The sequence below is a fragment of the Nocardia sp. NPDC001965 genome, assembly GCF_053594175.1.
In genome coordinates this window covers 1-19,221 of sequence record NZ_JBSFDZ010000029.1, presented here as the reverse complement: position 1 = coordinate 19,221, position 19,221 = coordinate 1, and the positions used below count along the sequence as shown (strand labels likewise).

Here is a 19,221-nt window from a genome sequence, read left to right as displayed (position 1 = left end):
GGGTCGGCGGAAGGGAACGTATACCGGTGGCACGCTTCCGGGTGGTGACCAAGCACCAGGTTTCGGGTTGGCGGTTTCTGCTACATCGGATCGAACACGCCCTGGTGCGCCGCGACGCCTCGATGATCGACGATCCCTCCCGTGGCCGGTCCACGGCGTTGGCCATCGGGGTCGCGCTGGCCTGTGTGGGAATCGCCGCGGCCGCTGTCCTTGCCTTCTTCAAGCCCGCGAAACCGGTCGGGGACTCCCCGATTCTCGCCGAAAAAGACAGCGGTGCGCTGTATGTGAAGTTGGGGGACCGGATACATCCCGCGCTCAATCTCACCTCGGCCCGGCTCATCGTCGGCAAGGCGGCCAATCCGGTGGAAGTATCGCAGTCCGAGCTCGCGAAGTATCCGCGTGGTCCGTGGGTCGGAATACCGGGTGCCCCGGGGCAGATCAACGACGAAGCGGAGAAGGACTCCGAATGGACGGTCTGCGATACCGCCCGCACCGGTGCCGCGGCACCCGTCGACCCCAAGACCGGGCTGCCGACACTGTTGCGTTCGGCGGTGCTCACCACCGCCATCGCCGGGCCGATCACCGTCGACGACGACGCTGTCCATGAACTGAGCGGTCGCCAGGCCCGGCTGCTACGTGGCGAGGACGCCACCTGGCTCGTGTACTCCGATCCGGAACAGGGCGTGGTGCGCGCCGAGATCAATCTCGCCGATTCACCCGTGATGCTGGCTCTCGGGATCGACAGCCGGGCTCAGGTGGCCGCCGCGTCGCCGGGGCTGCTGGGGGCGATCCCGGAGGTCGCGCCGATCCGCGTCCCGGATGTTCCCAACTCCGGATCGCCCACGACCCTGAAACCGGCGCTCGACGCGGTGGTCGGATCCATCCTCACGGTCGCCACACCGAATCAGCCGGCCACCTACTATCTCGTGTCCAATGCCGGGCTGGTGCGGGTCAGCGGGGTACTGGCATCGATAGTCCGCAATTCGAACTCGCACGGTGCGGTCGCCACCACCACCATCGGACCCGATGTGGCGGCGGCGAACCTGCGCCCGGGCGACTGGCCGGGCACCGCTACCTATCCGGCCGAATCGGTCGAAATCCTCGACCCCATCCGGGACCTCGTCACCTGCTATCACTGGGAGCGCACCGGTACCGATCCGGACGCGCACACCCGGTTGCTGTTCGGCCGGCAGCTGCCGCTCACCAAAGAGGAACAGGGCCGCACCGTCGGACTGGTCACCGCCCCCTATTCGGGAGGTATGACAGCCGACTTCGCGTACCTCCCCCGGACCACCGGAAAGTTCGTCCAGGTCACCGGCGCCGAGCCCGGATCGCCGCTGCGTGAATCGCTGTACTGGATATCGGACAGCGGTGTCCGCTACGGAATCGACATGAACGAGTCGGGTAGTGGCGGCAAGGCGACATTGACCGCGCTGGGTCTGCGTGAGCCGGTGACAGCGCCGTGGAGCATCGTTTCGCTGTTCGCCGTGGGACCGACGCTCTCGGTCGGCGACGCGATGATCCAACACGACGGGATACCGCCGAATATGACGGGTGTGCAGATGACGGGGAACAAATGACCGCGACGCGCCGTTTCGTCCGGCCGGCTCGTATGGTGCGCGGCCCCAAAGCGCCCGCCGTCACCGAACTCCGGTTGCAGCCGCCGACCGAGCTGCCGCGGCCGGTGCCGATGTCCAAGATCAAGATGATCATGCCGGTCATCATGGTGGCGGCGATGGTCGGCATGATGGCGATGATGTTCTCCGGCGGCCGGGCCATGTCGCCGATGATGCTGATGTTCCCCATGATGATGATCGTGTCGATGTTCGGCATGGTCGGGGGCCAGCTGGGTGGCGGCGGGGGGACAAACAGCACAGCGGCCGGGCTGAACGAGGAACGCAAGGATTATCTGCGCTCGATCACCGACAACCGGAAAACGGTGCACGAGTCGGAGACCGAACTCTACGACTATCTCTCCTACACCCATCCGGGCCCGGCGGGCCTGGGACGCCTGGTCGGCGGTAAGCGGATGTGGGAGGTGCAGGTCGCCAATCCCCAGTTCCTACGAGTGCGGATGGGGCGGGGGCGGATCGCCAACCAGGTCCGGGTCATCGTTCCGGAGGCGGCACCCACCTCGGATCTGGATCCCGTCGGCGTGGTCGAGCTGACCCGCTTCGCCAAAGCCTATTCCACGGTCGGCGGAATGCCGGTGGCCATCAATCTGCTGTCGGCGCCGCTGGTCGAACTCGGCGGCGATCCGGAGGCGGTGGCGGGCCTGGTCCGGGCCATGCTGGCCGAGATCGTGGTGCTGCACGGACCGGACCAGGTCGCGGTGGCGGCGGTGCTCAACAATCCGGACGATCCGCAATGGGCCTGGCTGAAATGGTTGCCGCATACCCAGCACCCCGCGGAGACCGATGCCATCGGCTCCAGTCGGATGGTGTATCGGACCGTCGCCGAACTGCGCACGAAGGTGCTCGCCGGGCTCAATCGCGGCCCGTTCTCCGCGAACAACGAGCCGGCTCTGGACAAATCACATTTCGTGCTACTCGTGGAGTCGGGCGGGGCGAACACCGATCGTGATATCTCCGGTATCGACGGCTGTACCTGGCTACGGCTCGGGGAATCGGAGCAGTCGCTGCCGCGGTCGCTGAAGTTCTCCCTCACTGCCGACCGCACCCTCCAGGAGCTGACACCACGCGGTAGCCGGTTGGTCGGCACCGCCGACAATATGTCGATCCCACAGGCCACCGCCGTGGCACGGACGCTGTCGCCGTACCGGCTGTCCACCGTGGTGGAGGCGGTGGCCGCCGAACAGGCCAGCGGCAGCACGTCCTGGGAGGACATGGTCGGGATTCCCGATCCGGGCAATATCCGGGTGGATCGGGCGTGGCCGGTGCGCCGCGACGCCGATCGCAACCGGCTGAACATCGCGTTCGGGCACGATCCCACCGGCCAGATCGTCCACCTCGACATCAAGGAATCCGCCGAAGAGGGCATGGGACCGCACGGAATGTGCATCGGCGCGACCGGTTCCGGTAAATCGGAATTCCTGCGCACCCTGGTGCTCTCCGCGATCGCCTCCCATTCGCCCGACGTCCTCAACCTGCTGCTCGTCGACTTCAAAGGTGGTGCGACCTTCCTCGGGTTCGACCGGTTGTCCCATGTGACCGCGGTCGTCACCAACATGGAGGAAGAAGCGGATCTCGTCACTCGTATGGAAGACGTCATCAACGGTGAAATGGCCCGACGTCAGCGCGTGCTGCGTGACGCGGGAAACTTCGCCAGTGTCGCCGACTACGAGAAGGCGCGGGAGCAGGGTGCCCGACTGGAGCCGCTGCCCACCCTGATGATCATTCTCGACGAGTTCGCCGAACTGCTGGAGCAGCATCCGAGCTTTTCCAAGCTGTTCGTCGCGATCGGCCGCCTCGGCCGTTCGCTGCGTATCCACCTGCTGCTGTCCTCACAGAAGGTGCCGGCGAACCGGATGGGTGAGCTCGAGGCGCACCTGTCCTACCGAATCGCACTGCGAACCAACCAGACCAGCGACTCCCGTGACGCCATCGGCACCGCGGACGCGTACCACCTGCCGAAGAAGCCGGGCTCCGGGTATCTGCGGGTGGGCGCGGGCGACCTGCAGCGTTTCCAGGCGGCGTACGTCGGCGGGGCATACACCGCGCCGGCGCAGGCGACCACGTCCAGTGCGCAGCGCGCCCGTCGCCCGGGCGGTGGATACAAGCCGCCGCAGCGGTTCACCGCCGGTTTCATCGCCGAAGCGCGTACGGCGCCGGTCGTGGCCGCCGTACAGGCGCCGGAGCCTGAGGACAACGATCACGAACCGATCAGTGTGATGGAGATGGTGCTGCAGCAGTTCTCGCGGCACGGTCGGCCGGCCCACAAGATGTGGCTGCCGCCGCTGGGTGTGCCGCCCACGCTGGACCGGCTGACCGCCGGCGCCGAAGCCGGCTCGCTCGTGCTGCCCTGGGCGATCATCGACAAACCGCGTCAGCAGCGTCAGGACGTGTGGTCGGTAGACCTTTCCGGCGCCGGCGGGCACGTCGCGGTCGTCGGCGGTCCGCAGTCCGGTAAATCGACGGCACTACAAACTCTCATCATGTCGGCCGCGCTGACCCATACGCCGGAGCAGGTGCAGTTCTACTGCTTCGATTTCTCCGGCGGTCTGTCCGCGATGCGCGGCCTTCCCCATGTGGGCTCGGTGGCCTCGGCGCGTGACGGGGACCGGATGCGGCGGACCTTCGCACTGATCCGCAATGTGATCGCGTCCCGGCAGGCGCTGTTCGATCACCTCGGAATCGACTCCATGCGGGAATTCCGCCGGCGCCGCAACACTCCGGAGGGCTCCGCCGAGTTGTCGTCCTACGGCGACGAACACGGTGATGTATTCGTCGTCGTGGACGGCTGGGATATCGGATTCGCCATCAACGGGCCGTATTACGACGAGTACATGCCGACCATGGAATCGGTGGCTCTGCAGGGCCTCAACTACGGTGTGCACCTGGTGATCAGCAGTTCCCGTTGGGCTGCCATCCGGCCTCAGCTCAAAGATCTGGTGCAGACCCGTCTCGAGATGCGGCTCGGCGATCTCACCGATACGGTGTTCAACGCCCACCGGGCGGTAGTGGCCGCGGTGCCGCCGAACCGCCCCGGCCGTTGCGTCTCCAACGACGCGCTCCATATGCTCACCGCACTGCCGCGTACCGACGGCAACGGTGATGCGGAGACCGCGGCAGCGGGGTTGAGTGCGGCGATAGCCGAGGTGAGCCAGACCTATGGGAGCAGGCAAGCACCCGAAGTCCGGCTGCTGCCGACCCAGGTCACGATGCCCCAGGTTCTGGCGCGGGTTCCGCAGCCCACGAATCTCGCCGAACGCCTTGCTGTTCCGTTCGGCGTCCGGGAGTCCGACCTGGCACCCGCTGTGCTCGATTTCGATGTCTCCACCCACTTCGTCATCCTCGGATCGACCGGTTGCGGGAAATCGACAGTGCTGGCCGCGATCCTGGAATCCATCCGGGCCCGCTTCACCAAGGACGAGGCCCGGATCCTGCTGGTCGACTACCGGCGACGGCATATGGACGCTATACCGGAGGAACAGTCGATCGGGTATCTGACGAGCGCGCGTGACGTGGCGGACAACCTGCCGTTCATCACGGAGAAGTTGCGTGCCCGCCGGGCCCCGGACGGTGTGACGTCCCAGCAACTCAAAGAGCGATCCTGGTGGAGCGGGCCGGAGATCTTCGTGGTGGTCGACGATTACCACATGGTCGCCCAGCGCGGGCAGCTGAATCCCTTGGACCCGCTGAAAGACCTCATCGTCGACGGTCGCGATACCGGGTTCCACCTGATCGTCGCCCGGAATATCGCGCAAGCGGACTCGGCCATGTACGACGGCGTCCTCGGACAGATGAAGAATCTGAACTGTTCGGGTCTGATCATGGACGGCACGAAGTTGGACGGAATCCTCATCGGTGATGTGAAACCCACCAAACAGCCGCTGGGCCGCGGCATTCTGGTGGAGCCCTTGACCTCGTCGAAGGATCTGGTGCAGGCGGCCTGGACTCCCGAGTGATCGCCGGTCGGTGGCCGATCAGCGGGACTCCCCAGAAATGGGAATGGCCTAGCGTACTTCTAGTACCGCTCTGTTGCACCGACCGGCAACGGGCACGGACGTTTATCGATCGGAGCTATCGATGATCCCCTTCGAAGTAAGCCCTGCAGACCTTCCGGCCATCGGCGCCGCGGTGAGCGCGCAGGGATCCAGCCTGGAGTCGTTCCTGCAGTCGATGGCGCCGTTCACGGTGCCCGCACCGTCTGTGGCATGCGCACCGGGCCTCTATATGACGGCCGGCATGACCATCGTCGATGTCGTGATGAACGCGTACCTCGCGGCCTGCAACGCCGAGAGCGGTCTCTTCGGATCCGCTCTCGGACCGGTATCGGTGACCTTCGAGTCCACCGATACCGCAGGCGGCGGCGAGGTGTCGGCAGTCGGTGGTGCCGTCGCCGGCTCGGTGTTCGGCGGCTGATCGTTAACCTGCTCGGAACAGGGATCCCATGCCGTTCTTCGAATATTTCGCCCTGGAGCCGCTGCAGAATCGGGATCTGATCGATTCCGGGGCCGGCGCGGCTCCGCTGAACAACGCTTCCACGGCGTACAAAGCGATCGACGATGCGCTGGACATCGCGGCGACCAATACGGACGGCCTGATCAAGAACATGGCCACCGTATGGCCCCACGGCGTGAGTTCCCAGCGGGCTCGGGCGGCTTTCGGCGATCACAACCGATGGGTCCGGGAACAGGCCGGAGCCGCCGGGAAGATCGCCCAGCTGGCCGATCGCGGAGCCGGACTGCACAACGATGCCCTCGCGGCAATGCCTTCGCGGTTCGAGATCGAGGCCGCCATAGCGCAGTTGGCTGCCTCGGCCGCGCTGATGACGACATCCGGCACGGTCGCCTCCGCCGGGGCGGGACCGGCCTCAGCGGCGGCGCTCGTGGTATTCGCGGGAGCCACTGCCTGGCATGCGATGGCCGAGTTCGAATACAACCGGCTGCGGATCCAGGCGGCCGCGACGATGATGGGCTACGAAATAGGCGCGCTGGGCCTGCTCGTCGATATGGTCGGGGTGGCCGCCTCTTTCACGCCACCCCCGCCGATCGTATTGCCCGGCCCGGGCGCGTCGGGACCGCCCACGCTCGACGCGGTGGGCCCGCTGAAGGACTTGATCACCAACGGCCCCGACAGTCCCCACTACCCCGGAAACACCGATACGCCCAAAGACGGCCCGACCAACGGATCCGATTCGGGGGGTGATTCGAACAGCGGTGGCGACGGCGGTGGCGACGGCGGGGATCCGGGAAGCGGTGGTGACGGCGGAGATCCGGGGTCGTCGGGTGGGGATCAGCAGCTCGGCGATCCGCAACAGCCGATGGGTTCCGAATCGGGGATCGATCCCTCCGCGAACGGCTACGACGCCGACTCGGTGAACAACAGCCCGTTGCAGGGGGTTACCTCGAATTCCTCGACGCTCGCCGCCCTCAACGGTGGGGCCGGCGCATTGACCGGATTCGGGATGATGCGCGGGGGTATCGGCGCGATGTCCGGTATGGCCACCGGTTTCCGGTTGCCGGGTGGCTGGAATCCCGGGACGGGCACCGCTTTCGGTGCAGCCAATCCCACCACGTCAGCCTCGGCCGCGGGGCGCGGCGCGGCGCGGCGGGTATCGGCACCGACCGCGCGAATGCGGCGCCGCCGCAAGGAGGAGGAAAAGCGGACGGGCAAGGTGTTCACGCCCGGTGAGCAATTCGAGGTTCCGGAGCTCGAGCGTCCACCGGTGATCGGTGTGATCGAGTACGAGGACGATGAACCCGATACCGAACTGCTCGTGGACTCCTCACTCGTGGGAGTACTGGACCGGCTCGACGAAGAGAACGAGCCGGAGAATGGTTACAGCACCCGGTGAGTACCGGGGTTCACTGAATTATCGAGAGGAAGAACACCATGGCTGAAGGTGTAGCTGCTCCTTCCGGCGGCAACATTACAGAAGCGGACGAAGATGTCCTGATGGACTTCGCCAAGAAGATGGATGGGCCTCTGCAGACCCTGGAGAGCCACATCGGCAATCTCGGCAAATCGCAGGGCGCCCTGCAGTCGGCGTTCAAGGGCAATGCCGGTAATGCGGTCTACAACGCGTTCGGCAACGTTCTCACCACCGGTGCCAAGCTTTCGGATTATATCGAGCAGATCATGCAGATGATCCTTTCCTCGAGTCAGAAATTCGGTGCAGAGGACCACCAGGCGATGCAGCAGCTCGTCGCGAAAATGGGAGATGCCGCTGACGGAAGCTTCAATTCGGGTGGTACCGGAACCTGGGCGGACAACGGCCCGCTCGAAAGCACTGCCGGCCCGTCCAAGGCCAAGGTCGACTGGGCGTAACCGGTCCTTCCGGCATTGCCGGCCTGAATCGTTCATATTCCTTTCATATTCGAGAGAAGGTTCTCTTCAATGAGTCAGCCGATCTTTACCAATAAGGCCGAAATCGAGACGGCTCTGACCCAGGTCAAGGGCGTCGTCAGCGGCATGGCAGACAACATTCAGACCCTGAGGGGCCTGAAGGATATGCTGCTCACCCAGTTCAAGGGTGACGGTGCCGACAGCTACGAGGGTGTGGCACTCCAGCTGCAGTCGCGGCTCGACGCGTACCAGAACAGCATCAACAGCCTGGACCAGGCGACGAACCACGCCGCCACGCTGATCGGCGACGCGGACAAGCAGGTCGCCGGTATGTTCCGGAACCTGCTCTGAGGCGAGTGCGGGTTTGACCGGAAATACGCCGGTGGACACAGCATCGGCGGAGGTGGAATCCGGCGATCCGGTATCGGTGGATCTGAATGTCGATGCCGCCCTCGTCCTCAAAGACTTGGTCGGCATCGACTCATACCCACTGGTTCTGGCGATCACTCCGAATATCTACCGGATTTCCGACCGCGACCGGGTCCGGGCGGTCGTCGTGGAACAACTCACCGCGGACGGGATCGTCTCCGGCGGTGAGGTGAACCCGGTGGTGGCCGGCTGGTTGCGGTGCCTGGAACGGCCCGATACCGAGCTGGTCGCCCGGGTGCTCGACAACGGCCGCGGTGGTGAGAACCCGACCATGCTGCGGCTGTCGCTGGTCCGTAGTGGAGACCAGCATGTACTCGCCGTCCGCTGCGACGACGAAGTCGTCATCCAGTCGGTCTTCCACCAGGGCCGGCAGCTGGATACGCTCACCGCGGTCCTGGGATCGGTACTCGGCGACTATCCGGTACTGGATTTCGAACCGTTCACCAAGTCCGAGTCCGATATGGAGGAGGATGCCGAGCCGCCGCGGGACGCCGACGAGGTACGCGCGGGTCTGCGTGCCCTGGGCGCCACGCCACGCACCGCGAACGTGCTGACGCGCGCGCTGGGCGAAATCGTCCGGCAAGCCGAAGTCCTCATGATCGAACATCGGGACGGCGGACCTGAAACACCTGACTTCACAATCTGTATGAACGTGTTGGACACGTTCTCGGGGCGCTTCGTGATCACACCGAGCGTCGCGATGGACGGCCGGATCCGGTCGACCTTCCGGCCGGGTGACCACGCGTCCCTGCACAGTGGTATCAACACTCTGGCCGAGCTGCTGCCCGGCCACAGCTGGTTCGATACCGCGCGCACCGGTTGACGTTCCAGCGCTGGATGAGAGGACGGTGAGATGAACCGGGCACCGACAACCAACGGCGACGCTTCCGCTGCGCTCGCCAAAGGCGGTTACGACGCCTACTTCGCACAGCTCGAGGAACCTCCCGGTAACGCGGCAGCCACCGCGGCCAGCGTTGCCGGCCCTCCCGAGATCTCATCCGCGGCCTCCGGGGCCGATCCCACTACGGCACCGGAATCGGGGACCGATCAGATGAGTTCGGCCACACCGCAGCAGCCGGTGCCCGGGCCCGCGACCGATCAGCAATCGGTCGCTCCGCCGCCGACCTCGGTATCGCCGCCCGCCGCGCCGCCGCGGTCCGTTCCGGAAGCGCCTGCCGTGGACGACGGCGAGCTCGCCGATCTGCGACAGCGCGCCGCCACGGCGCACCAGCAGGCGATCGCCGAAGAACAGCAGGCCATCGCACGCCGACAGCAGCAGGGCGGCCAGAGCGTAGCGCCGCCGCCCCCGGCCGCGCCGGAACAGACCGCGGCCGCGCCGGACAGCTGGACCTCGCCCGCCGCCGCGTCGCCGCCGCCGCCCACGCAATCCGCGGCCTCGACCGGCTACTCCGCGGCCACCGGGTACGCCGGTCCCCAGCAGTCCTACACCGGCTACTCGCCGGCCGCGGGCGCTCAGCCGGCTGCTCCGCAGTACGGCACCGACGCGTCCCGGGTGCCGGATCGGATCCACCGGCCTGTCTATGAGACCAGCGGGCGGATCGAAGTACTGCCACCGGCCCTGGCCTCCGCGGAACTCCTCGCCGAGATCGCAGCCGTGCGCCAAGCCCATCTGCGTTCGAACAAGGGCGTCCGTGGCGCGCTGAACAAGGTCGGGTTCAACCTCGGCCTCTCACCGGCCGAACAGCAGGCCGAGAACCGGCGCACCAGGATCCGCCGCCAGCTCACCGCGCCTTATCAGATCGCGGTCGTGAGTGTGAAGGGCGGCGTCGGCCGGACCACGACCGCGGCCGGGCTCGGATCCACCTTCGCCAAGTTGCGGCCGGACCGGGTGGTCGCCATCGACGCGAACCCGGATTTCGGTGATCTGTCCAGCCGCACCACCCGGCATCAGTTCGGCCTCACGCTGCGTGATCTCGCGCAGGCCGGCGGTCGCCTGGATTCCTTCTCGGCCGTGCATTCCTACACGTCGGTCAACACCGCCGATCTCGCGGTAGTGGCATCACCCTGGAGCACGGACGCGGGGGAGGCCCTGACCGGCAGCGAGTACCAGACCGGTGTGGAGATCCTGCGTCGCCATTACAATCTGCTCGTGGTCGACTGTGGAACCGGTGTGCTCGATTCGTCGACCAACACTGTGCTGCGTACCAGTGATGCCGTGGTGGTGGTGACGCCCGCGACCGTCGGCGGAGTAACCGGTGCCGTCGCGACGCTGAACTGGTTGAGTTCGCACGGTTTCGATCATCTGATCGCCTCCTCGGTGGTGGCCATCGTGCGGCAGCACCCGGTGAAACCCACTGTGGATATCGAGGCGATCGAGAAGTTGTTCGCCTCGGCGCAACGGCCCACCATTCAGATCCCGTTCGATCCCCATCTCGCCGAGGGCGGCGAGATCGATCTGCGCATGTTGGAGAAGGAGACCGCGCTGGCCTTCGAGGAACTGGCGGCAGGTCTCGCCGACGACTTCCCCGGTTATGTCGCAGAGCCGTCCGGCGGCGACCACGGGGGCATGCGGTGACATCTGTGCAGACGGCGCCGGCGGCCCCGTCCGGGGACGCCGCGCCGGCGGAGGTGGCGCGGGCGCGCATCGCCGTCATGGTCGCCACCTACCAGGTGGATGTGGTCGTACCGACCAAGTTCACCGTCGAAACCTTCATCGACGACCTGGTCGCCGTCCTCGCCAATGCGATCGGTGACGAGGAAGTCGATTTCACTCCGCCGCACGGCCAATGGAGTTTGGCGCGGCCGGGCGAGCCACCCATTCCGCGGTGGCGGAGCCTCGGTGATCACGACATCGTCGACGGGACGGTGCTCATGCTGGCGCCGGTGGAGTCGTCCGAGGTCTTCACCCCGGTCGTGGAGGACATCACCGACGCGCTGGCGCTGATCAACGAGCGCGAATTCGCGGAGTTCGATGCCGAAACGGCCGCGATCGTGGGGCTCGGTGTCTTCGGCGTCGGCTCCGTGGGCCTGGCGGCGATGCTGTCCTGGGCGTGGACCCAGTCCGGTTCGCTGCTCTGGTGCGGGTTGCCCGCGCTACTGCTCGGCGTGGCGTGCTGGGCGGCGGCCGTCGCCATCCGCGGAAGCGGTGCGGCCCGGCGGATCTCGCTGGGTGCGGGACTGGCCGCGATCCCGCTGCTCTTCGCGGGCAGCGCCATGCTGGTTCCGCCCGCCTACGGCGAGCCCGGCCCGTTCGCGCCGGCCAATATCGTGGCCGGTGCGGTGGTCACCGCGGTCGCCGCCATGGCGATGATGCGGTTGACCGGTAGCGGTATCGCCACCTTGATGAGTGTCGCCGTCCTCGGCATCGCGGTGACTCTGCTCGTGCTGCCGCTGGCCTACTTCGACCTGGTGACCCGCCAAGTGGCGGGCGCCGCGGTGTTCGTGGGGCTGGTGCTGCTCACGTCGGCGCCACGGATCGCGGTGGTCATCGCCAGGATCCGGCCGCCGGACCTGCCCGACCCCGGCAACGAGGTCAACCCGGCCACACTCACCGATATCTTCGACGCGGAAACCCACCGTGATGTCGAGCAGGAGGCCGCCGACGCCGCGGCCGCGGAGCAGACCCGTCGTTCCGCCGAAGCGGGAATCGAGAGCCGGGCACGGCTCGCTGTCACCAGCTTGCGCGGTCTCATCGTGGCTGTTTCCGGGCTGGTGTCGGTGGCCACGGTGATCTGTGCCGCGGTGAGCCCTGGTGGGATCCGGGAGATCGTGATGGGCGCTGCGGTGGCCGGCATCCTGGCCATGCGTTCTCGCTGGTACCCCGACCGGATCCAGGCGATCGCACTGGTGATCGGGTCCACTGTCACCGTGCTCGGGGTGGCGGCCGTACTTGTGACGGCATACGAGACATCGTTGGCCCGGCTCGCCGTCGTGATGGTGGCCGCGCTGATCGCGTGCCTCGCGCTGGCCGCGTCGCTGCGGCTGCCCGGGAAGCGGCTGACACCGGTCACCCGCCGGATCACCGATCTCATCGAGTACGCGCTCATCCTGGTGGTGCCGGTGATCGCCTTCTGGATCATGGGTGTGTACACCGCCATGCGAGGAATCTGATGGGCCGTTGCTCGACCAGTGCGGCGGCGGTGGCCCTGGTCGCTCTGCTGCTCGGTGCGGGTGCCGCGCCCGCGGTCGCCCTGGTACCACCCGAGGTGGTGGTCGGAGTCGCCCCGCCGGACGGGCCGGCCGCTCCGGAGATGCCGACGAAGCAGGAGAGCGGTTGTCTGTCGACCGGCGTCCTGCAGGACACCGATATCTCCAGGACGCCGCCGTCGGAGCTGGCCTTGAATCTCGCGGACGCCCGGACGCTCAGTCGCGGAATGGGAGTGACCGTCGCGGTGGTCGATACGGGCGTCACCCCGCACCCGCGGTTGCCCAACGTGGCGCCGGGTGGCGACTACATCGCGGCCGGCGGCGACGGGCTGCAGGATTGCGATGCGCACGGCACCCTGATCGCCGGGATCATCGGCGGTGCTGCCGATCCTGCCGACGGATTCACCGGCGTGGCCCCCGACGCCCGGATCCTGTCCATTCGCTATCGGTCCGCGGCGTTCCGGGTGGATCGCGGAATGGGCGATCAACGGGAGCGGCTCGCGCTGGAGGTCCGGAACCTGTCGCGCGCGATCACACATGCCACGAATCTCGGCGCGGGCATCATCGTGGTGCCGCTGCCGGTGTGCCTACCGGTGGATTCGGGTGTCGATCTGGGAGTTCTGGCCGAGGCGATCGGCTACGCCGTGCACACCCGGGGGTCACTCATCGTGGCCGGCGCGGGTAATGCCGACAGTATGGGCTGCACCCAGAATCCGGGATTCGATCCCGGCCGGCCCGGCGATCCCAGGAACTGGAAATACGTGAAAACTGCTTCGGCACCTGGAGTTTTCAGCGAGTCCGTGGTGACCGTGGGATACACCAACGCGTTCGGCGGGGCCACCGACCAGTCCCTCCTGGGACCGTGGGTGACCGTCGCCGCTCCCGGCACCGGTATCGAATCGCTGGGGCCGGGATCCGCGGGTCTGATCAACGGTGTGGGGGAGCCCGGGAAACTCGGCCCCGTGGGCGGTTCCTCCTTCGCGGCGGCCTATACCGCCGGAGTCGCGGCACTGGTGCGCTCGCGGTATCCGAACGAGACCCCGGCGGAGATCACCGCCCGGCTCACCGCGAGCGCGCACGCCCCGGCACGCGGTATCGACAATATGGTGGGTGCGGGCATGATCGATCCGGTCGCGGCGCTGAGCTACCGGACACCGCCCCAACCTCCGGAGGGTCTGTTCCAGGCCGCCGATCTCGAGTTGCCGCCGCCGCCGCGGGCACCCGACGCCAGGCCCGGTATCACCGCGGCGATCGTGATCATCTCCGCGGTGCTGATCGGTGCGGCGGCGACCTACGGTGTGAATTCGCGGCGGAGGCAGCGGCGGTGACGATTACTGCGGAACGGGCCGTACGGGCCCCGGGCCGCCGCGTCGCCGGGGTCGAACGCGGTCCGTTTGCGGTGATGGCGATCGGAGGCAGTGTGGTGATGGCCGGATTGTCCGCGTATCTACCGCTGTGGGGTGCCGCGCTCATCATCGCCGGAGCGATGCTGACGGTGGTGGTCCGGATCAAGGGCCGGACGCCGGTGCGGTGGTTCATCGATTGGCTCGATTTCCGGACCGGCAGGTCGGTCCGGGCATCGCTGCTCACCGCGCCGCTCCCGGTACGCGATGTCGACGTATCCGCCGGACTCTGCGGTATCGCCGAGGACGGTGACGTACTGATCGCCATGATCCAGCTGGCGCCGAACCTCGACCTGCCGACGGTGATCGCCGAACAGACGATCTATACCGAGGACACGGTCTCGGTGGCGAGTCTGCTGCCGATGCTCGACCACTACGGCATAGGTATCGATATCGATATCGTGACCACCGGCCAGCGGGTGCGGGCGGCCGGTAGCTACAGCATGCTCTACGACCAGTTGATCGGGTCTCATCCAGTGGTCGGGAACCGGTTGACCTGGCTGGTCCTGCGGCTGGATCAGGAACGCAACCTGCTGGCGCTGGCCAAACGCGGCCCGTGTTCGGTGGTCGCGCCGCGCACACTGGCCACCGCGGCGCACCGGATCGCCGGGCGCTTGCGCGAGCGCGGGGTGGCGGCCCATCCGCTGCCTGCATCGGCGCTGCTGGACGCGACCCGGCTACTGCACGCGGGCGCCGAGCTCGGTGATCTGACCGAACAGTGGGAACGCCTGAAAACCTCGGTACCCGGCCGTTTCGTCACGAGTTTCGGAATCGACTGGGCGGAGCTCGACGATTCCGGTCTGGACGACTGCTGGACCTGGAACAGCGGCCGCACCACACTCGTGGTCAGCCTCTCCGGCGCCGACCGGCCCCGGGCGGTCGTGCGCTATATCGGCCCGGCCATGACCGAGGCACTGCCCGATTACCTGCGCCGGTTGCCCGGCCGTCAGTCGGTGGCGCTCCGTGCGACCCTGCCCACGGGGGTATCGCTGCGCGAGTTGACCCGCGACGAGGACATTGTCGAGGAGGCGCCCGAGGAGCTGAGTGCCGGTCTCGCGGTACCGATCGGACCGAACGGCCAGATCCTGGGCGCGATCAGCGGGCAGACACGCCATCAGCTCGCGATGCCGCTCTACGATCCGGCCCCCTACAATCCGCGCCGACGTACCGTCGACGTCCACGCGATGCTCCCCATCGCCCAGCAGCTGGTGCTGCGGGCGACCGTGGTCGGCGCCGATATCGAGGTGCACACCAACCGGCCGCAGCGCTGGCAGCATCTGGTGACCGCGGTCGGCGACGCCCGATCGCTGCGGTTGGTCGAGGGCGACGGCGAGGAGCCGGGCGCGAATGCCACCATCACGGTATTCGATCAGCTACCGCCGCAGGCGTCCGTATCGCCGACCACCGTCTCGATCAGCGATCCGGGGAGTCCCCGCCGTAGTTCGGTGGACCTTTCGATCGAACAGGTCGGGGAGGCCCAGCTCGATGTGCGGATCCCGATGCGCACTGTCCGGGTGAACCTGGTCGAACCACGCGGCGAAACCCGCTATCTCGACCACAGTGATCGACCGCCGACGGCGGCCCCGCCGTCGGGCAATTCCGAACGGACGGTCCCGGTGACCCGGCCTCAGGGATATCCGGCCCGGTGAGTAGGACAGAGCAGGTAATCTCGATGACCGTGGTAGCGGATCCCGAATTTGACAGTGGCAGATTCGACAACCCGGACGGCGCGCAGGAGCAGACACCGCGGCAGGCTGCCGCGGCGATCTTCTCCAGCCGGCTGTCGGAACTGATCGCCGAATCTGTGGTGTCCACCGAAGACGGCTCGACTCGCGGGCTGACGTTGTATTCGCTCGCCCAGCACCTGGAGCTCGCCTATCCGGACGTGCCGGTCTCGCAGTCCGGTTTGTACCGGTTGATCCACGGCGACGCCATCCCGCGACTCGATTTGATCATCGCGCTCGCGCGGGTGTTCGATGTGCCGCCGGAGTATTTCGTGACGGCCGAGAAGACACGCTGACCCGGGTGGGGGCGAGGGTCGCGCGGCCCGTCCCCGGAGCCCGGTGCAGTTCCCAATCGTGGGAATGATGGGGCGTTCGGTGGGTTCGTAGCCGATACCATTCCGGCATGCCCGATGCGGATTCCGGAGACGTATTCATCCGCAATCGAGGCGCCATTCTGGACGCCCTACTGGCGGATCCGGCTTTCGGACTCGCGGGGAGCGAGCCCCCGGCAGAACCGGTACCCGAAGCAGAGCCGAGTCCCGTCCGGGAAGCTCCCGGGGTCGCCTTCGACGAATCGCTACTCGCCCCGGCCCCCCGGGTTCGCGAGACGGTACCCGATATCGACGACACCCCACCGCCGCCGCCGGTGGGTGTCGGCTCGCCTCCGGCCGAAACGGATTCCGGTCCCGCGGTATCGCGACCCCGGCGGTCGACGGCCGGACCTTCGGCCAGCGACCGGATCAACGCACTGCTCAGCGGTCAGCTGCCCGATACCCGGGAATCGTCGTTCGCCTCGGACAACGCCGAACGGGTGGCGGACCGGCTGAATTCCACGGCCCCGCCCGAGGCGGAGGCCGCGCAGTCGCCCGCTCCCGGAGCCACCGGGTCCGAACGGCAGTCTCCGCAGGACATCGCCCGCGAGGTCGCCGACCAGCTGCGCAAACCGCGGGTCGCGCTGGCGGTCGCGGCAGTGGTCGCGCTCCTGATCGTGTTGCTGCTGGTGGTGACCAACGGCAAGGAGGACGAGTCCCGGACCCAGCCGCTCGCGGTGACCCAGGCCCCGGTCCAGCCCGCGCCGCAGACCACCGCGGCGGCCGGCAGCGGCACCATAGACGTGGAATCGGCGGTGGCGAAATGCCCGGACGGTGGCACCGACGGGATGGACGCTTTCTCCGGCGAACCGGACAAGGCCTGGTCGTGCCCCCGCGCGTACAAGATCGATGGCCAGGTGTTGCGGATCGATCTGGGTAAGAAGTACAAGATCGATTCGATCGCGATCGTGCCCGGCTGGGATCACGTGGGTACCGACGGCACCGATCAATGGACGAAATACCGTACGGTCAGCCGTGTCTCCTATCAGTTGAACGACGACGAGAAGACGACCTACACCCAGGAAACGCTGGATCAGCGGTCGCTGGTGGTGACCGAGATCGAGCCGCCGATCCAGGCGTCGGAGATCACGCTCACCGTATTGAAATCCAGCGGCGATACCTCGGCCAACAGTGTGGCCATCTCGTCGATCGTCATCACCGGACAGTGAGACCGGCCGTGGAACATGGAGCAGGGCGATGACGGCGCGATGCCAGTATTGCGGGCATTCCGCGGCCGCGGGGGTTTCGGCGTGTGCCAATTGTGGTGCGCCACTGCCCGTGAGCACGCCGTCATCCGGACCAGACGGCCCGGCGGCGCCGGTCGGTCATCATCACAGCGTGACGGCGGAGATGAGCAGCTGGGCCGGTGCGTTGGGAGTGCCGGGTGGGCACGGTCACCACAGTGCGGCCGGGACGGCTTCGCCGGAGCATCGGGATGCCGAGCACCGAGCGCACGGGCAGCACGGCCACCGTCGCGGTGTGCTCGGATTCATCCGTTCCCATCTGGTCGACGAGGCGGAAACCGTCGTTCAGAAGCATCATCCGAAATGGCAGTGGCGCGCGGCCGGCGGTATCGCGGTGGCGGTGCTGCTGGTGCTCGCCTTCCTGATGGTGAAGTCCTGCACCCTGACCGGCCCACCGCTCACCGGGCCGTCGGGTTTCGGTGGGGGCCCGGTCGCGGCGACCGACGCTGTCGCGGCCCTGCCCGGTCCGCTGCAGACCGCGTCCTGCCGCCCACACGACGAGACCGACGGTGTCCAGAGCTGTGTCCTCGATGCCGGTAGCCCGCTGCTGATGGGCGAGATCACCGACGGCCGCTCGCTGGCCTTTCAGGTGCAGACCGCGGCGCCCGCCGCATTGACGCAGGCCATCGCGCAGTGGCGTGCCGCGGGCGGCAGTGTCGTATCCGACGGGGACGTCTTCGCGGCGATCAGCGCCTCCGGTGCGGTCTGGTATGCCGATACCCAGTCGGGTCTGCGGGTGGATACCGGTGCGTTCGCGGACAGTTCGGGAGCGCGGACTTTCCTGGTGAGGTCCGGGCTGTTGCATCCGTAGGGGCGACCCGGCTGTGCCCGGCCGGTGCCGATTCCGGTGGGCCGGAAATCGACTGTGCTCCGGACCTATCCGAACTATGCCCCACCGCGAACATCTCGATAGTGTGCTTTCTTCCCGGAGCGCGGGAATCGGTGACCGTTTACACACGCGTAACGTACCGCTATACAACGGCACATTAAACGCGTAGAGTGCCCGAGTAGAGAAAGCTCGAAACCGAAGCGGAAAGGCGCGATCACGGTGACGACAATGCAGGACACAGTTTCGCCGATGCGATTCCGGATTGATCCGGCCGAACTGGGGTCGGCGCGTTTCCGGACCGCGCTGTACCGCACAGCCGAGGCTCCGCCGGGTGAGTGGCGCTTCACCCTCTACGCCGCCGGTGAGGGCGTTTCGCTGAGCCGGGTGCTCCCGGTTCTGCACAGCCTCGGCGTCGAGGTCGTGGACGAGCGGCCCTATCAGGTGGAATCCGAGGGCGCATCGGACTGGATCTACGATTTCCGGTTACGGGTGGTCTCGGCGGTCTTACGTACCCAACTCGATCCCGAGCTGGAAGCCGATCTGGACCAGCCCGAAAGCCCCGGTGCACAGGGGATCGCGCAGCGTTTCACCGCGGCGTTCGAGGCCATGTGGTTCGGTGTCGCGGAGGTCGACACGCTCAACGAGCTGATCCTGCGGGCCGGGCTGCACTGGCGTCAGGTCGTGGTGCTGCGTGCCTACGCCAAGTACCTGAAGCAGGCCGGATTCTCCTACGGCGCCGCCGGTATCACCCGTGTGCTGCTGGCCAATCCGGAGATGTCGCGCGGTTTCGTCCGGCTGTTCGAGGCCTATTTCGATCCCGACGGCGATACCGATTCGGCCGCGGGAATCGCGGAATGGCTGGAAGCCGAAATCGACGCGGTGGTCAGCCTGGATACCGACCGGGTGCTGCGCGCGGTCCTCAATGTGGTCACCGCGACTCTGCGCACCAACTACTTCCGGCGCGACGGTGACGGCGAACCGTCCGCGCATCTCTCGCTGAAATTCGACCCCCAGTCGATCGCACTGCTGCCGCAGCCGCGGCCGAAGTTCGAGATCTTCGTGTATTCGCCGCGGGTGGAGGGTGTGCATCTGCGGTTCGGTGCGGTGGCGCGTGGTGGTTTGCGGTGGTCGGATCGGCTGGAGG

The 19,221-nt window shown here is 67.0% G+C and carries 15 protein-coding genes; all 15 read left to right on the top strand.

What is annotated here, in order from left to right; genetic code table 11:
• The first annotated feature begins 44 nt into the window (after positions 1-44).
• Positions 45-1,580 carry a type VII secretion protein EccB gene (gene eccB / locus ACWCPQ_RS28035; protein ID WP_449904366.1) on the top strand — a complete coding sequence of 512 codons (1,536 nt, stop codon included), beginning with the start codon at positions 45-47 and terminating at the stop codon, positions 1,578-1,580.
• The gene (gene eccCa, locus ACWCPQ_RS28030) at positions 1,577-5,587 is read left to right on the top strand and encodes a type VII secretion protein EccCa (protein ID WP_449904364.1); all 4,011 of its coding nucleotides are present in this window, start codon (positions 1,577-1,579) and stop codon (positions 5,585-5,587) included. Before eccB ends, eccCa begins: the two co-directional genes overlap by 4 nt.
• Positions 5,588-5,708: 121 nt before the next feature.
• Positions 5,709-6,044: a hypothetical protein gene (locus ACWCPQ_RS28025; protein WP_449904362.1), complete on the top strand. Its 336-nt coding sequence runs from the start codon at positions 5,709-5,711 to the stop codon at positions 6,042-6,044.
• A 28-nt stretch (positions 6,045-6,072) separates the two neighbouring features.
• A complete protein-coding gene (locus ACWCPQ_RS28020) occupies positions 6,073-7,479 on the top strand; it encodes a PPE domain-containing protein (RefSeq protein ID WP_449904360.1) in 1,407 nt (468 codons plus the stop codon).
• A gap of 38 nt (positions 7,480-7,517) precedes the next feature.
• Positions 7,518-7,952, top strand: coding sequence for a WXG100 family type VII secretion target (locus ACWCPQ_RS28015; protein ID WP_449904357.1), 435 nt, complete (start codon positions 7,518-7,520; stop codon positions 7,950-7,952).
• 69 nt (positions 7,953-8,021) lie between these two features.
• A complete protein-coding gene (locus ACWCPQ_RS28010) occupies positions 8,022-8,321 on the top strand; it encodes a WXG100 family type VII secretion target (protein ID WP_449904354.1) in 300 nt (99 codons plus the stop codon).
• Between the two features lie 31 nt (positions 8,322-8,352).
• On the top strand, positions 8,353-9,222 hold the full coding sequence (locus ACWCPQ_RS28005; protein ID WP_449904351.1) for an ESX secretion-associated protein EspG: 870 nt from the start codon (positions 8,353-8,355) through the stop codon (positions 9,220-9,222).
• A gap of 30 nt (positions 9,223-9,252) precedes the next feature.
• Positions 9,253-10,935 carry an AAA family ATPase gene (locus tag ACWCPQ_RS28000; protein WP_449904348.1) on the top strand — a complete coding sequence of 561 codons (1,683 nt, stop codon included), beginning with the start codon at positions 9,253-9,255 and terminating at the stop codon, positions 10,933-10,935.
• Positions 10,932-12,470, top strand: coding sequence for a type VII secretion integral membrane protein EccD (eccD, locus tag ACWCPQ_RS27995; RefSeq protein WP_449904346.1), 1,539 nt, complete (start codon positions 10,932-10,934; stop codon positions 12,468-12,470). Before ACWCPQ_RS28000 ends, eccD begins: the two co-directional genes overlap by 4 nt.
• The gene (mycP, locus tag ACWCPQ_RS27990) at positions 12,470-13,834 is read left to right on the top strand and encodes a type VII secretion-associated serine protease mycosin (RefSeq protein WP_449904345.1); all 1,365 of its coding nucleotides are present in this window, start codon (positions 12,470-12,472) and stop codon (positions 13,832-13,834) included. The genes eccD and mycP overlap by 1 nt, the downstream gene beginning before the upstream one ends.
• Positions 13,831-15,558 (top strand): type VII secretion protein EccE, encoded by a 1,728-nt coding sequence (gene eccE, locus ACWCPQ_RS27985; protein ID WP_449904343.1) that lies wholly within the window; start codon positions 13,831-13,833, stop codon positions 15,556-15,558. Before mycP ends, eccE begins: the two co-directional genes overlap by 4 nt.
• Before the next feature lie 23 nt (positions 15,559-15,581).
• A complete protein-coding gene (locus ACWCPQ_RS27980) occupies positions 15,582-15,929 on the top strand; it encodes a helix-turn-helix domain-containing protein (protein WP_030525335.1) in 348 nt (115 codons plus the stop codon).
• A gap of 107 nt (positions 15,930-16,036) precedes the next feature.
• On the top strand, positions 16,037-17,173 hold the full coding sequence (locus ACWCPQ_RS27975) for a discoidin domain-containing protein (protein WP_449904340.1): 1,137 nt from the start codon (positions 16,037-16,039) through the stop codon (positions 17,171-17,173).
• Between the two features lie 169 nt (positions 17,174-17,342).
• A complete protein-coding gene (locus ACWCPQ_RS27970; protein WP_449904338.1) occupies positions 17,343-18,059 on the top strand; it encodes a hypothetical protein in 717 nt (238 codons plus the stop codon).
• 267 nt (positions 18,060-18,326) lie between these two features.
• A partial coding sequence (locus ACWCPQ_RS27965) for an NAD-glutamate dehydrogenase domain-containing protein (RefSeq protein WP_449904335.1) occupies positions 18,327-19,221 on the top strand: 895 nt, incomplete at its 3' end.

Excerpts from the sequence above, each read along its gene's own strand:
- eccCa (WP_449904364.1), top strand. The coding sequence starts at position 1,577 with ATGACCGCGACGCGCCGTTTCGTCCGGCCGGCTCGTATGGTGCGCGGC.
- ACWCPQ_RS28025 (WP_449904362.1), top strand. The coding sequence starts at position 5,709 with ATGATCCCCTTCGAAGTAAGCCCTGCAGACCTTCCGGCCATCGGCGCC.
- ACWCPQ_RS28020 (WP_449904360.1), top strand. The coding sequence starts at position 6,073 with ATGCCGTTCTTCGAATATTTCGCCCTGGAGCCGCTGCAGAATCGGGAT.
- ACWCPQ_RS28015 (WP_449904357.1), top strand. The coding sequence starts at position 7,518 with ATGGCTGAAGGTGTAGCTGCTCCTTCCGGCGGCAACATTACAGAAGCG.
- ACWCPQ_RS28010 (WP_449904354.1), top strand. The coding sequence starts at position 8,022 with ATGAGTCAGCCGATCTTTACCAATAAGGCCGAAATCGAGACGGCTCTG.
- ACWCPQ_RS28000 (WP_449904348.1), top strand. The coding sequence starts at position 9,253 with ATGAACCGGGCACCGACAACCAACGGCGACGCTTCCGCTGCGCTCGCC.
- mycP (WP_449904345.1), top strand. The coding sequence starts at position 12,470 with ATGGGCCGTTGCTCGACCAGTGCGGCGGCGGTGGCCCTGGTCGCTCTG.
- ACWCPQ_RS27980 (WP_030525335.1), top strand. The coding sequence starts at position 15,582 with ATGACCGTGGTAGCGGATCCCGAATTTGACAGTGGCAGATTCGACAAC.
- ACWCPQ_RS27975 (WP_449904340.1), top strand. The coding sequence starts at position 16,037 with ATGCCCGATGCGGATTCCGGAGACGTATTCATCCGCAATCGAGGCGCC.